Raw genomic sequence first — 14,491 nt, 5'->3', positions numbered from 1 at the left:
AGCACGCGAGTTCGACTGGTTCGGGAGCGCCGTGACGTCCAGTCACAAGATCTAGACTCAGGGTCCGCGCACGAGGTACCGAGTGACCGCCGCCCGGCGGTCACACGCCCGTGTGCCATGACCTCGGGCGTTGCGTGATCACGCCCGGTTCCAACGAGTTGAAGAGGGTGTTCCCATGCCTGAGAAGGTCACCAAGGACAAGGTTCTCTGCTACGTCGTACGCGACGGCAAGCTGTTGGTGTTCCGTCACACGGACTACAGCTACGAGGAAGTCGGCATCCAGGTTCCGGCCGGCAGCATTCGTGAGGGCGAGACGCCGGAAGCGGCGGCCCTGCGCGAGGCCCGCGAGGAGACCGGCCTGAAGGACTTCAAGATCGTACGGAAGCTCGGCGAGACCGAGTACGACATCAGTCCGTACCGGTTCGAGATCCAGCGCCGCCACGTCTTCCACCTGGAGCTCACCGAGCCGACACCGGAGCGGTGGGCCAGCCAGGAGGACCACGACGGCGAACAGGAGCCCACGCACTTCGAGTGCTTCTGGGTCCCGCTCGAGGCCGCCCACATCCTCCAGTCGGGCCAGGGGGCCCTGCTGGGACGCCTGTCCGACTGATCCCTTCCGGTCTCGGCCACCCAGGAGGCAGCCGATGCGCCACACCACCGAACAGCACGACCCGATCGCCCAGCTGTACCGCGGACTCGACAGTGAGGACACCGCCAGCGCCGTATCGGTGATCCTGAAGTTACGCGGTGACACCTGCGACATCGACTGTCTGTACTGCTACGAGAAACGCAAGGAAGCCCCTGGAGGAGCCCGGATCGACGCCGATCAGGTGCACCGGCTTGCCAAGCTCTTCCGGGGGCGCCCCCTCGCAGTCGAACTGCACGGCGGGGAACCGCTGACCGCCGGCCGCGACCACCTCGCCGACATCCTGCGGGAACTCGCCGCACTGCCCAACATCGTCCGCGTCTCAATGCAGACCAACGGCGTGCTGCTGGACGAGCAATGGCTGGACCTCTTTGACGCGCTGTACCCCCGCTTGCAGATCGGCATCTCCCTGGACGGCGACGCCCGGGGCAACGCCTGGCGAGTCGGCTACGACGGCAAGCCCGTCTACCCGCGCGTCGCCGACGCCCTGCGACTGCTGGGAAGTCGGGGGCGGAAGGTGGGCGTGATCGCGGCGGTCACGCCCGCCGTAATCGGTCGCGCCGAGGCCGTCCTCGACCACCTGGTCAGCTTCGAGGCGGTGAACGCGATCAGCTTCGTTCCCTGCTTCGACACAGCGGTGCGACGACCGACCGCTGTCAAGGGCCGCCGCCTACCGACGAGCCGTCTTCTCCAGCAGGCCGCCGTGGGCGACGCAGACGGTCCCGGCTGGGCCATCAAGCCGCACGAGTACGCGGAGTTCGTACTTGCCGCGACAGCCCACTGGATCAGCGCCGGTCACTTCGGCCGTGTGAAGCTGGAACCGGCAGTCTCGACCATCCGGCGGCTGCGCGGGCTGGGCTCCGGCTTCTGCCACTTCTCCGACATGAAGTGCGACCACGTCTTCACTCTGTATCCCGACGGTCGGCTCGGCAGTTGCGACGAACTTCCGTGGCCGCAGGCCCGACTCACCTCTCTCGACGAGAACTCGGTCGAATCCGACGTCGTCAGGTACCAGCAGCGCTCGAACCTGCTGAACCAGGGCAAGGCCCTGATGGAGAAGTGCGTCACCTGCGACTACCGGTCGACGTGCGGCGGCGGATGCGTCGCCACACGGTGGCGCTACGACCTGGCCGGGGATCAGGAAGCCTACTGCGACTACCGGATGCGAATGATCGACGGCATCGCAGCGCTACTCGCCCAACCCGCGCACCCGACAGGTGTCTGGTGCCGCACAGCGCGCTGGCGCCCCCGTACGCCGAACAGCATGCGCGACATCAGCGCCTTCCTCGCCCGATGGAACCAGGCCGACTCGTTCAGGCCCTCAGTACGTATCCACACCAGCGCGCACGGCAACATCAACACCGTCGGCCTGCCCGGCGTCCACGAGGCGGACGATCTGGACCCGGGCCATCCCCAGTGGCACGAGGCGATCGAACCGGGGGTGCGGCCCCTGGTCGATGCCGTCACCCGGGACTGGCAGCTGGTCACGTACGACAGCTGCGAGGGACACTCGTACACCGGCCTGGAACTGCGGCCCGCCGAGCGCCGGGTCGGCGTTCTCCCACGTACCCCGGCCGAGTACGCCGCGACCGCCGCCGCTTTGTGCCGGGCGGTCACCGTGGTTGCCACTGTTCTACCGCCGACGGTGCGCGTGACCATCGGGCGCGCCGAACTGACGTGCGAGTCCACGGGCCGGACAACCCCCGTGTTGGACCTGGCGCTGCTGCCGGCTCCCGGCCACGACTGGTCGGCGTACTTCGACACCGTGGACGCGGCCACCGCGGTCGTCGCGGAGGCGTTGCGCGGCGAGCGGCCCACGGCACAAGGCGGATGCTCCTGCCCGGTACCGCAGGCCGCCGCAGGCGCGGTCGAGGGGGTGTTGGCGTGATCAGCGCTGCGGACACGCAGACCGTTCACCAGTTACTGGGGCGGATCGTGTACTTCCACGCCCTGTTCATCGAGCCCGTACTCCGGCCGGGTCCGCCGCCGGAGCCAGGTCCGGCGTGCTGCAACCACGGCGTCGCGGCGCTCAGGCTCCGCCGCACCGTCGACGAGCTGATGCCCGACTCGGCCTGGGCCGCCCTCGGTGACGTCGCCGCCACGCTCCCGGATCACCACCGGCTTTGTCCCGGCGCTACCGGAACATGCTGCGCCACCTGCTACATCGCCTCGGCGTCCGCGGCCGTGGCAGCCGGATGGGCTCAGAGCGAGTGGCGTGGATACCGGCAAACAGACGCCACGGAAACGCTCCCACGCGTCTGTGGGGACGCGGCGGCCGTCAGACTCGGGCGGGTCTTCGCCGCTCAGCACGACGCCCCGTGCCCCGCGCTGGATGGGTTCGCCGAGGTCCTGGCCATGCGGGAGGCGTTGCCTGGCCCGGAGCAGCTGCCGCTGACCGGCGAGCTCCTGGCCCTATGGGCCGACCCGACCGTGACCACCCACCAGCCCGTGGTCAGTTGGCTCAACCACTGCACCGGCCTGGACGACGTCCGCCGTGTGCTCGACACGAGGAGGACCAGCACGTGATCCACATAGCCGAGACCGTCACGGTCGGCAGCGTCGAGGGGTTCCTCGACGCCGACGAGCGAGCGCGCCTCGCCACGGTGATGAGCGGCTTCCTCGCAGAGCAAGGACCTGCCCAGTTCGGCTCGGGGCGGATCACCTCCATCCACGAAATCCCCGGCCACTCCCCCGAGCAGGCGATGGCCGTGTACGAACCGGCCGGTCGGGTGGAGGTCCGCCAGATACCCGGCGAGGCCGAGAAGCTGCTGCAGCACGCCTTCGACCGCGCCCGCCCGGCGCTGTCGCGTGTCATGCCGTCGATCACCACCTGCCGCCCCTGGACATACGTCGAATACGGACCCGGCCAGCACATCACCGGCCACCTCGACGGCATCGCCCCCGACCCACTTGCCTGGCCGCGGCAGATCGCCGGAATCAGCGTCGTGATCAGCGAGGCGGAGGCCGGCGGAGCGTTCTACGTCGAGAGTTGCTCCAGCGACCTTCTGTGGAGCACCCGCCTGGAGGGTGGGAGAGACGGCTACGCGGATGGCATGTGGCTGGCCCACGACGGAGCCGACCACTCCGCCGACTGGTTCACGGCGATGCCTCGCACCCGGTGGAACGTGAGCCCCGCGCCCGGTGCCGCGCTGCTCTACGGCTCCCAGCTCACTCACGGAACCGAGCCGGTGACCCGCGGCCGGGTCTCGAAGTTCATCAGCTGGCTGATCGCTGAGAAGCCCGAGGAGTGAGCCTCGTGTTACTCGCCCTGGAAGGCATCGCCGGAGCGGGGAAGAGCACGTTGCGTGACCGGCTCCTGGCCTCGGCCGCGGCCGAGGGCATCAAGGTCGGCCATATCGGCCAGTTCTCATGGCTGTCGCTGGAGTCGACCCGGACCATCATCGGGCTGCGCGCCGGTCACCCGGCACAGGACAGCGACCGTGCGGTGGCCGCCGTCCGCCACGATCTGGAGCTCCATGCCCGCCACAATCTCGTCCCGGCCAGGTCCGTCGGGCCGCTGATCGCCGACAGACTCACCTTGTCGACGGCGTGCCTACTCGCTGTCCTGCACGATCGGCCTGTCGCCGACTTCGTACGGGAGTTGGCCGATGTGAGGGCGGCCCGGGCCGAGCTGACCGTGCTGCTGAACACCCCACCCGAGCTCTGCCGTACCCGGCTGTCCCGCCGGTCCACGCCGCGCCGGTTCGGCGAGGACCTGCCGACTGCGGCCCGGCTCGCCGAGCTGTACGAGGTGGCCGCCACCTCGTGGTCCGAAGCGACAGGTCTGCCCGTGCTGCGGCATTCGTGTGCCACCGAGCCCGACCTCGACCTGCTGGTCGCCGCCTGCATGGACCGGCTGCGTGCAGCCGTCCCGCAAGAGACCCGAACGTGAGGAGCCACCCCATGCGACTTCATCCGCTGCATCCCGCTTCCTGGGTTCTCGACCAGGTCCGTTCCGACGAGTGGGACGTGCACGACCTGATCTCGTTCACCCGAGCCAGCACCTTGGTGCTCGTCAGCCACGGCAGTGCGGCTCCGGTGGTCCTCAAGGCCGGCTTCGGCGGCAATCACGTTCTGGCCGAACTCGACGAGGACGACCGCAGAGCTGCCTATGGGTTCTACTGGTACGCGGCAATGACCGAGGCCGAACGTGCTCTGACCCGGGAGGACTTCCGCCACGAGATCGACGCCGCCCGGGCCGCCACGAACGCCGATCACGTCGTGCCACTGCTGGAGGAGGGCAGCACCGACCGGTTCGACTGGTACACGATGCCCTACTGCGCCGACGGCAACTTCCAGCCCAGACTCGCAGCCGCCACCGCTGGCCACGGCGAGAACGTGGCCGTAGGCCTGGGCATCCTGGCCGACGTCGCCGAAGGACTGCGGACCCTTCACGAACGTGGGATCGTGCACCGCGACGTCTACCAGGAGAACGTACTCGTACACGACGGCCAAGGACTGATCACCGACCTCGGAGCCTCCCGCCGCGTCGACACTCCGCGCGGGCCGGCCAGGCGCAGCCCGGAGGTCCACTGGCCGCCGGAGTACTCGGCCTCCTACGACCACGCCACCCCCGCCGCCGACGTCTTCAGCCTCGGGGTCCTGGTCTACCGCTTTGTGTGTGCTGACATCCCTCGGCACGGCCACTCCCAGCTCGACACCGCCCCTGCCACCCTCCAATCGGTGATCGCCGCAGCGCTCGCCCAAGCACCGGAGGACCGGCCGACGATGAGCGAGCTGCGCGACGCCCTCCGGCGGGCAGCCACACCAGCCATCGCGCTGGCCCAGCGCGGTCACTGACCCACTCCGCTGGAAGGAGACCGCGGTGCCCACCGCCCGTTCGCCGCCGCACCACACGGTGCCACCCAATGCACGGCCCCAACATCTCCGTCTGGAAAGGACGAGCACTCTCATGGAGAACGACCGGATCAGCTCCTTCCTGGCCGCCGTGGACGACCTGCGCGGCGAGGACGAGACCGTCCGCACCACCGCTCACACCTCCAGCGTCTCCGCCGAGGGATGGCCGACCACCGAGGCCTCCACGGGCTCCGGCGCGGCCTGAGCTCCACGCACCACACCGGCAGCAGAGCACCGGTGAGCACCACCTGGGGCCGGACCACCACTTGGTCCGGCCCCAGGCCCAACCCCGTCGGAAGGACCCGCCTCGTGGACGCGCCCACCATCGACTTCTCGTTCGCACCGATCCGGACCCTGCACCGCGACCGCGCCCGCCAGATCCGCACCCTCATGCAGTCCGCCACTCAGCATCCGACCGAGACAGAGGTGCCGTCGGCGGTCGCCGTCGACTACTGCCTGGCCCACCACGTCCTCGAAGGTGCCGAAGCCGCCGCCCGAGCCCGCGACGCCGCTGTCTTCGACTGGTACGGCACACACCCGGACGCGGGCACCCCGGCGCTGTCCACACACACCCTCGTCGGCCCGCGCGTCGTCGTCGCTCCCGACCTGGAACGCCTGCCCCGCTCGGGGATCTCGGAGACCCCCTACTACGTGCTGGGCCCCGACACCACCGCCGCCCCGCCGGCCCTACGAGAACTGGTCGCCACCGCGTGCGCCACCGGCGCCCGGAGCGGATTCGCCTCCCTGCTGGCAGACCACGCCGCAGTCATCTGTCTGCTGCGCCGCAAGAGGCTCGGCGACACCCTCGACAGTTGGACCATCACCCGTCTGCCCGGCACCATCTTCTGCGACCACGTCGGCGACCCCGTCGTCCTCGCCCGCGATCTCATCCACGAAGCGGGCCACAACTGGCTCAACGACGCCCTGTCCGCGACCGCCTGCAAGATCAGCGACGAGACGCGCTTCCACTCCCCGTGGAAGAAGACGATGCGCCCCGCCTTCGGCTTCCTGCACGCCTGCTGGGCCTTCCCCCTGACCATGATCTACACCGCCCGTGTCCTGGAGGAGACCACCGGAGACCTGCACCGCTTCCTGGCCGCCTACCTGGACCAGCAACGCGGACTCCTTTCCACGACCGCCGACGACCACGCCGACGCGCTCTCCCTCGTCTCCGACCCCGGCCTGCGGCAATGTCTGCGCGCCGTCCACCAAGAGGCCCTCAGCCTGTGAACAACTCCGCCCACCTGAGAGTGTCCGCGGCTAGCAGGCCTGCGGACGGAACAACAAAGCCTGGTCTCATCCTGCGCATTCACCCGGGCGACGAACCGGCGGTACAGGCACACGACGGAGCAGCCAGTCTCGAACTAGGCGCGCCCATCGTGGAGAACACCGCCTTCAACGTCGGCTCCGTCGCCAAGCAGATCACCGCGTACCTGTGTGTGCGCGCCGCTCGTGACGGGCTCCTCCAGCTCGACCGCGCCGTGAACAGCGTCCTGCCCCGCTTTCGGGTCCCCGGCGTGACCGTCGCCGAACTCATCCAGCACCACGGCGGCATCCGCGACGCCGAGTCTCTGCTCTCCCTCGCCGGCTTCCGTGACCTCGACCACTACACCGCCGACGACCTGCTGCAACTGGCCTACCGCCAGAACGACCGAGCCGTGGAACCGGGCCGGTTCCTCTACAGCAACACCGGTTATCTCCTCCTGGTGGAAATCCTGAGGCATGTCCACGACGCCCCGCTACAGGAGATCGCCGAGCAACAGGTCTTCACCCCGCTCGGCATGTCCTCCGCCCGCTTCAAGAGCGATCCGCGCGAGGTCATCGCCGGCGCGGCGTCCAGCTACCAGCCCACCGCCACCGGCTGGTCCCACCTTCAGCGCCCCGTTACCCTGCCCGGCCCAGGCTCGCTGTGGTGCACCGTCGATGACCTGGACCGCTGGCTCGGCCACCTCTGGCACGAATGGCAAACGACGCCTGGCTGCCCGCTCCCGTTGGAGCAACACCTCAGTTACCGGCCCAGCGACCACGCCCCGTTCACGTACGGCGCCGGCTTGTACGCCGACGCACGCCCGGGCCGCACCGCCGTCTTCCACTACGGCCACGAGCAGGGCTTCTCCGCTGCCACCCGTCTCACCAGCACCGGGCTCCGGATCGTCTGCCTGTCCAACCACTCCGACATCGCCGCCGACCACGTCGCCGCATCGGTCATGGCCGACCTCGCCCGCGACTCTGGCACCAACGCGGGTCAGCTCCTGTCCCGTGCCGTTCGTAACCAGCCCTCGCCGAGGGCCACGGCGGCGGACGACCGCGGCAGCGACGGGGAGATGCCACATGCGCCGATCGGTACCTACGCCTGCGGGGAGGTACCAGGCACGGTACGGCTCACCCACAGTGGGGACTCCCTCTACCTGTGGCGGCGTGGCACCCGAGACCTTCTCACAGCCACCGGCCCCACGACGTACACGGCGGACGGCTACACGCTGACGCTGCCAACGAAGCCGACGGGCCGCACCGAGGCACGTTTCGACGGTTTCGTCCTCGACCTCGATCGCGCCCCGGGGCTGCACTACCACAGGTGCCCGGACTGACTCCCTCATCCAGGGAAGGCACGTCAACGGTGGGAAGACGGCTCGCCTCACCGCACGAAAGCCGCTCGGTGGCGGCGAGGCGCGCCCAGTCTGTGGCGTTGTCCGAGCGGGCCGCGGGGGTCGACCACTTCGGCGCACGGCCTCAAGCGGCTTGCTGCTGCTTCCCCACGGTCGGCGGACCGAAGGACGACCGCGAGTCGGTGGACGACGCCATGCGGGCCTGGCCCTCGGTACGCCGCACAACGGGCCCACAAGCGGGAGGGGAGGGCGGCGCACCCGCGGAGTCGCTGCCCCTGCCGTCGGTCGACGGCTCCGACGCAATCTCGAACCACGTCGTCTTGCCCGTCGGTTCCGGTTGCGTCCCCCAGGCATCCGCCAAGGCGTTCACGAGCAGGAGGCCCCGACCGCTCTCGTCGTTCGGTCCGGCCTCAACAGTGCTCGGCAACGATGCGTCTGTGTCCGTGACTTCGACACGAAGACATTCACCGGCCCGTGTCACAGAGACGTCGCACGGAGCATCCGTGTACAGGACAGCGTTGGCGATCACCTCGCTGGCCAGCAACTCGACGGTCTCCAGTGTCTGCTCCGATATCGGAAGGCCCAGATCCTGGGCCAGCGAGACAACTTGGCGGCGTGCGGCCGGGACAGCGTCGACGACAGGCGCAACCGTGAATCCGCACGTCGGACGTTCGGAACTGTGACGCGCCATGACGACAACCTCACCTTGGTAGTGGCCTCAGTGAAAAGGAAGCCTTCCACCCGACAAGGTCTGTGTGAGGACAGTCTGTCCGTAGGCACACCCGGCAAGACGCATTGCCACTGCGGCGGGTTGTGGTACGGGTCTGCTTCCGTTGAGGCGCGGATACACCGGGAGGCACACGCCGAGTAGACCGTACCCCTCCGCACCTCACATCAGACCTCCCCGCTGGCGGCGGGACTGGTGGTGTGTGCCTTACGGGCATGGCATGCCGCTTGGATCTCGTGGTTCAGGACGCCCAGTGTCCCGGCTCCGCGCAGCTGCGAGTCCGCTGCGGTAATGACGGCCGCGTACAGGTTGGCAGGGCCGTCAGGGCCCGCCATGGTGGAGTCGCGCATGGCACCGGTGAAGACGACCGGCTGGTCGTGACCATGGTGGAGGCCGAGGATGATTCACCCCGCTCCAGGAGCGGCCTTGAGGTGGGTGGTGAGGTGTTGGAGCGCGGTCCATGCGTCGGCGTCGGTTCCGTCACCCAGGATGTAGTGCAGGGCAGGGTGCGCGGGCGTGCCGAGTTGTCGCGGGCGCAGGGCGACGGGTGGTCGTCGGGCGTGGGTGAGGCCGATGGCGTTGACGTCTCGGGTGCCGAGGGTGAAGGACACCGGTATGGGCGGGGCCTCCAGTCGCGGGGTCAGGGTCAGGTCTGCGCGAGCTGCTCGGAGCGTGGTGAGCATCGTCATCAGGCCATGCTCGTCGACCAGCGCGGCGGCGAGGGATTCGACGGCGTCCAGGGGGACTTCCGCAGCGGACGTGTAGCCGAGTGTGAGCGTGATGTCCTGGGCGACGCCGGCCTTCGTACGTGCTATTCGGAGTGTGGCGATGGACGGATGGTCCGGAGCGCCGATCGCGATCAGGTGGGTCGGTGCTGGTGAGCGGTCTCGGGCCAGGTCCGTCAGCTGGCGCGGCGACCAGGGCAGGTTGACCGGCTCCGACGTGCTCCAGCCCACCGGCGCCGCGCCCGTCAGGTGGCGCCAGGCGGTCTCCAGACCGCGGCCGAGGACCAGGTCGGCGGTGGGGGCGTGGCTCGTGCGGAACGTGACGGTCAGCTGGCGTTCCGGAGTGGGCTCGGTCTGCCGGGTGAAAGCGTCGGCGACCGTGGTGCTGGTCGGGGTGAATGTTCCCTGCTGCCAAGCGAGGGGGACCCCGGACAGGCCGTCGTAGTAACCGCCGGCCGGAGCCTGGACCACCCACCGATTGGGGGCACCCCGCAGCGCCATGCGCAGGGGGAGCGTGAGACGGGTCTGGGGTGGGGTGACCAGGTGCAGGGCGCGGTTGGTGGCGCTCGTGGTGCGCAGGACGTCGGAGAGCCAGGTGGTGAAAGCAAGGATGGGACGGTCGGAGATGACGATGGCGGTGGACTCGGTCAGGACATCGACCGAGGGAACGTCGGGAGCAGACGGAGCGACGACGTCCTGTGCGTCACCGGCCGGCTGCTCCTGAGGGATAGTCACCACGCCTGTCGTACCCGCGGCGCGCGGCCACACCGTCCCGCCGAGCAGCGTGGTCAGGCGCCCGCACACCGAGCCCGCGAGGGGTTCTGCCTCGGGTACGGCGGTCGAGGCGCGGGCCTCTGTCCACCAGTAGGGCGGCGAGGGTGCGGACACATCACCGCCGAGGAGGCGTTCCGCTTCGCCGGGTATGTGGATCAGGAGCGGTGCCTCGACGGAGACCAGGGGACGGCCGACGCGGGTGCACAGTTGGAGGACGCCGCCGTCACGGGTGGAGGTCAGCCCCAGGTCGGGGCCGCCTGCGAAGAGGCCGGCGAGCAGGGTGCGGGTGTCCGGCAACTTGGGGGTGAGAGCGATGACGTCTTTGGTCATGTTTCGAACTCGCCGACCCAAGAGCGCTCCAGGAGCTCCTTGGGGAGGTACTCGGACTCGACTTCGATCGGGAATCCGGCGTCGTAGGCGAGACAGGCGATGGCAAGCGGACCGAGAGCAATGACCCCGTTGAGGTCGGCGACCCGTTCCGCGGTGGCGGTCCAGTACGTCTTATGGAGTTCCAATGCCTCGACCAGCGCGGCGTTGAAACCTTCGTGATCCTTACGCAGGAAGTGGGAGAAGAGATTGATGGGTTGATACAGGACGTTCTGAAGAAGATCGCGCGGCGCGATGGTGGCAATCTCGGGGTAGGAGGCAGTGATCGCCGCCTGCATTTTCTCGACCAGTCCGGGACGTTCAAGCCAGTACGTTTGAAGCGCGTCAACCCAGTGATAGACGTACTCGTCGCCATGTGCTCCAGACGCCCTGAGCAACCCGACAGGGACTTGACACATGGCATCCATGCGCTCCTGGTCCCGGCAGATGACGACAAACCAAAGAGTCGTCAGCCAGTTACCCGCATTCGCATAGAACTGCGGCCCTGTCGCTGCAATGGTGCGAACTTCATCCATGATCCGGCGCTCAACGACACCATCCGTTGCCTGTGCCGCCATGAAAGCAGCTGTTCCGACCTGCATTGCGGAAACGGCAGCTTCCCACGTCTCCAACTCCGCCGCATCCGGATCGAGCACAGCACGGGCCTGAAACAAGGTCAGCGTCTCATCCATGGCCAGACCGAACCCGGAGGGCGACTGGCCGAGGTCGTCGACACTGCCTTCCAGGTCCTCCGCCAGGTCCTTCAGGGCAGCCTTGTCCAGTGCCCCCGGCCGGGCGTGTCGCGCTACACGCGCCGTCACGTAGTACTCCCGTCAGCTGATATCGAACGTCCACTTCGCGTAGCCAGCATACTCGCCCGAGGCAGTCGACTTTGCCTTGACCAGGACATATTCAACATTGCCCTGCCTGAGGGATTTCCGCAGTTCGCGATAGAGGCGCATCTCGTTGGTGTCGCCGTCAAGCCCTCGCTCACGCATTTTTCTCAGGATATCCTGGAAGTACTCTTTCGAACCCTGGCGGGCATCAAATCCGTTGGGAAGTTCTCGCTTTCCGAGATCCAGGCCACTACTCCCCTTGGCCTCAATGACAACGAACTTCTTGACCCCATTCTTGTCAGTATGACTCCACAGCTGATCAAACTGATCGTTCCCGTTCTTCGGACCTGAGAGCTTTTCCCATTGATACCCCTGATAATGTTCGGGGATCACATGGTGCCGGGCAACAGCCTCACCGAACGCCTCACTGTCGACACTCATCTTTTCATGGAACGGAGCATGTCCTGCCTTCACCTCCTCGTAAGCGCGAAGGTTATCGGGGGTCGGCGCGGCTTCATATGTCCCCTTTGCCGCCCGCACCGGTTCATGCCACGCGTTATCCGCCTGGACTGATACGTGCCGCTGGTGAGCAGCGTCCTTGATGGTGTCGAGCCCTCTGTCGGTGGGCACGGTATCCGGCGCCCGGTCAACCTTTGAGCCGGGAACATACTTCTCAGGAAACGGAGGCGGCTTGTCGGTCGCCGCGATCCATGAACCGGGATTGTTCGGATCCTTCTTCAGATGAGGCGGCGGATAACCACTCTCGTCCGCAACGGCCACGCGAAGCCTGCGCCCATTCTCGCGATAGTATTTCTCAAAATATCCTGGCTCATGGTTCGCGCGGTAGACCTGCACATCCTTGATCTGATGAGGCTCGAGCCGGTCGTACCAATCCTTGCCCACCGGATGAGGTTCATCACCGGCACCCGCCTGCCATCCGTCCGAACCCGACCCGTGATCTCCACGAGGGCCGGGCACATTGCCGCCTCCACCCGCATGTGCATCGGAATACCAGGATTCGTTGCCGCCACCGGCGTGCTCAGTTCGGGCACCGACTTCGGCCAAGTCGCGTGGGCGGTCCGCATGGGCGGGTGTGTTCAGTTCCGTGTGGTCGTTCGCGGAGAGTTCGTGCGGGGCCTCGTCCGCGTACTGGCGGATGCTGCCGTCGGCGTTGAGGACGTCGCCCGTCCTGGTGTCGAGGTAGACGCGTTTGCCCGCCTGGTCGACGTATTCGGCGGCGTGCTCGGGAATGGCGGCGGCGCGTTCGGCGAGTGGTGTCGGCTGGTCGGGCAGGGTGTATCTGCCGCCGTTGCCTGCCACGTCCAGGTAGGCGCCGGGTTTCAGGTTCTTCAGCGCGGTGAAGGCGTCGCCTACCTTGACGTAGGCGAACTTGCCCGCCTTGCCGACATACGTGAACGGGTCGACGGCCCGGCCCACCTTGCCCACCACCGACACGGCACGGGCCGCCGCACCGGTCCGGCCGGCGCCGGTGGCCGCCGCGCCCGCCCCCTCGGTGCCCAGCAGGCCAAGGACGTTGAAGCTGACGGTGCCGGCGGCGCGGGCCGGGTTGCTCTCCCAGGTGTCCCAGGCGACGAACCCCTTGACAGTCTGCTTGTACGTGGTGCGCGAATCACGCAGCCAGGAGGGGAGTTTGTCGTCGGGCACCAGCCACCAGGTGCCCAGTGTGGCGCTGGTCAGGAACGAGGCGGTGCCGAGCTTGGCCAGGCCCTTCCACGCCTCGCCCGCCGCGTCCGAACCGTCCGCCCCGAACAGGGTGCCCACGCCGTGCACCGTGGCCATCACACCGTCGGTCCAGAAACCGTCCCACACCTGCCCGGCCGTGTGCGTGAACCAGTCCCAGCCCTCGTACTCCTGCTCGACCGCCGCACCCCACGGGGTCTCCCCGGCGTGATCGAGGTCGCCGGCGCGGTAGCCGTACATGTTCTCGCCGTGCGAACCGTCGTCGACGGTGAGCTTCGTACCGCCGACCAGCGCGGTGATCTTGTTGTGGCAAGCACGCTCGGCGGCCTGGAAGGCGGCGACCGTGTGGTTGACGTCGCTCCACAGGCCGTTGTTGGTCTCGACCTTGTCCTTGTCCTTGCGCCACTCGTCGTCCCCGGCGATGGAGTCCACGAACGCCCGCGCATCCGCCTTGAGCGTCGCCAGCTTCTCCACCAACGGCTTGACCGTGACGCTGTACTCGTCGAGCGCCGCGGCGACCTTCTCCAGATCGTCCGCGAACGCATCCGTCTTCGTCTTCACCGGCTGGGTGGACGAGAACAGGTCATACGCCTCCGGTGCCTGGTAAAAGGCGGACAAGCCCTGGAAAGTGGTGTGCACATCCGCGCCCGAGGCGCGGAACTGGCCCGCGTTCGCGTACAGCAGCATCACATCGATGCCCAACGTGGACAGGTCCCCGAGAAACTGCGGTATGCCGGACGGGTCGATCAGATTCGCCTCGTCCGCCATCACTGCCCCTGTCCGGGCAGATCGACCTTCGGCTCCTTGGCCGCCTCGCGCTGCGCGTTGGCCGCCAGGGTCAGGTCACCCTCGACGTAGTGCCCGGTCGCCTCGGCGGCCCCGCTCAGCGACTTAGAGGTGCGTTTGGCGATGTAGAGCAGGTCATGGCTCCACCGCTGCAGGAACTCCCCCAGCGCCGAACCGACCACCCCGACCGTGCTCGTGTACGGCCCGTACTGACTGGTGATCATCCCCGCCGCCGAAGCGGCCTCCTCCAGATTCCCCTGCGCCGCCGAACCAGCCCCCGACAGGTTCTCCGCATGCGCACCCGACGTCTCCAGAACACCGCGCACCCCGACCGGGTCTATGTCCCACCCCGTCACAACGCTCCCCTAACCCCCGTATGTACTGCTCGACGCGCATGGAGGGTGGATTCCGCTGCCGTCCGCCGCTGGATGCCCGACGGCACGTACACCCTGTCGATCACCGAACAT

Annotated in this window: 15 protein-coding genes; 9 read left to right on the top strand and 6 right to left on the bottom strand. The window is 67.9% G+C overall.

All coding sequences use genetic code 11. The features are described 5' to 3' along the window. Positions 1-175: 175 nt before the first annotated feature. From F3T56_RS33260 to F3T56_RS33225, 9 genes are all read left to right on the top strand, one after another. Positions 176-610: an NUDIX hydrolase gene (locus F3T56_RS33260; RefSeq protein ID WP_141583828.1), complete on the top strand. Its 435-nt coding sequence runs from the start codon at positions 176-178 to the stop codon at positions 608-610. A 34-nt stretch (positions 611-644) separates the two neighbouring features. Then, complete coding sequence (locus F3T56_RS33255; protein ID WP_149829063.1) at positions 645-2,534, top strand: radical SAM/SPASM domain-containing protein; 1,890 nt, start codon at positions 645-647, stop codon at positions 2,532-2,534. Then, the gene (locus tag F3T56_RS33250) at positions 2,531-3,172 is read left to right on the top strand and encodes a hypothetical protein (RefSeq protein WP_149829062.1); all 642 of its coding nucleotides are present in this window, start codon (positions 2,531-2,533) and stop codon (positions 3,170-3,172) included. Before F3T56_RS33255 ends, F3T56_RS33250 begins: the two co-directional genes overlap by 4 nt. Next, positions 3,169-3,897, top strand: a complete 729-nt coding sequence (locus tag F3T56_RS33245; protein ID WP_149829061.1) for a hypothetical protein — start codon at positions 3,169-3,171, stop codon at positions 3,895-3,897. Before F3T56_RS33250 ends, F3T56_RS33245 begins: the two co-directional genes overlap by 4 nt. Further along, on the top strand, positions 3,894-4,538 hold the full coding sequence (locus F3T56_RS33240) for a nucleoside/nucleotide kinase family protein (RefSeq protein ID WP_149829060.1): 645 nt from the start codon (positions 3,894-3,896) through the stop codon (positions 4,536-4,538). Before F3T56_RS33245 ends, F3T56_RS33240 begins: the two co-directional genes overlap by 4 nt. A gap of 11 nt (positions 4,539-4,549) precedes the next feature. Continuing rightward, on the top strand, positions 4,550-5,446 hold the full coding sequence (locus F3T56_RS33235; RefSeq protein WP_149829059.1) for a protein kinase domain-containing protein: 897 nt from the start codon (positions 4,550-4,552) through the stop codon (positions 5,444-5,446). Positions 5,447-5,558: 112 nt separating this feature from the next. After that, entirely contained in the window at positions 5,559-5,708 is a 150-nt protein-coding gene (locus F3T56_RS46520) for a hypothetical protein (protein ID WP_172639258.1), read from the top strand. A gap of 104 nt (positions 5,709-5,812) precedes the next feature. Beyond that, entirely contained in the window at positions 5,813-6,733 is a 921-nt protein-coding gene (locus F3T56_RS33230) for an aKG-HExxH-type peptide beta-hydroxylase (RefSeq protein WP_172639257.1), read from the top strand. After that, positions 6,694-8,091 carry a serine hydrolase domain-containing protein gene (locus F3T56_RS33225; protein WP_149829057.1) on the top strand — a complete coding sequence of 466 codons (1,398 nt, stop codon included), beginning with the start codon at positions 6,694-6,696 and terminating at the stop codon, positions 8,089-8,091. Before F3T56_RS33230 ends, F3T56_RS33225 begins: the two co-directional genes overlap by 40 nt. 142 nt (positions 8,092-8,233) lie before the next feature. On the opposite strand, the gene F3T56_RS50245 is transcribed toward F3T56_RS33225, so the two are convergent. From F3T56_RS50245 to F3T56_RS33195, 6 genes are all read right to left on the bottom strand, one after another. Continuing rightward, on the bottom strand, positions 8,234-8,800 hold the full coding sequence (locus tag F3T56_RS50245) for an ATP-binding protein (protein ID WP_149829056.1): 567 nt from the start codon (positions 8,798-8,800) through the stop codon (positions 8,234-8,236). Positions 8,801-9,003: 203 nt separating this feature from the next. Continuing rightward, the gene (locus F3T56_RS33215) at positions 9,004-9,237 is read right to left on the bottom strand and encodes an asparaginase domain-containing protein (RefSeq protein ID WP_281291933.1); all 234 of its coding nucleotides are present in this window, start codon (positions 9,235-9,237) and stop codon (positions 9,004-9,006) included. 3 nt (positions 9,238-9,240) lie between these two features. After that, positions 9,241-10,665 carry a DUF6177 family protein gene (locus tag F3T56_RS33210; protein WP_149829054.1) on the bottom strand — a complete coding sequence of 475 codons (1,425 nt, stop codon included), beginning with the start codon at positions 10,663-10,665 and terminating at the stop codon, positions 9,241-9,243. Beyond that, positions 10,662-11,522: an immunity 49 family protein gene (locus tag F3T56_RS33205; protein ID WP_149829053.1), complete on the bottom strand. Its 861-nt coding sequence runs from the start codon at positions 11,520-11,522 to the stop codon at positions 10,662-10,664. The genes F3T56_RS33210 and F3T56_RS33205 overlap by 4 nt, the downstream gene beginning before the upstream one ends. A 12-nt stretch (positions 11,523-11,534) precedes the next feature. Beyond that, positions 11,535-14,006 carry a hypothetical protein gene (locus F3T56_RS33200; RefSeq protein ID WP_149829052.1) on the bottom strand — a complete coding sequence of 824 codons (2,472 nt, stop codon included), beginning with the start codon at positions 14,004-14,006 and terminating at the stop codon, positions 11,535-11,537. Then, positions 14,006-14,380, bottom strand: coding sequence for a DUF6507 family protein (locus F3T56_RS33195; protein WP_149829051.1), 375 nt, complete (start codon positions 14,378-14,380; stop codon positions 14,006-14,008). The genes F3T56_RS33200 and F3T56_RS33195 overlap by 1 nt, the downstream gene beginning before the upstream one ends. Positions 14,381-14,491: the final 111 nt, after the last annotated feature.

Source organism: Streptomyces tailanensis (assembly GCF_008386495.1).
GTDB classification, from domain to species: domain Bacteria; phylum Actinomycetota; class Actinomycetes; order Streptomycetales; family Streptomycetaceae; genus Streptomyces; species Streptomyces tailanensis.
This window is presented reverse-complemented; position numbering and strand designations above follow the sequence as displayed.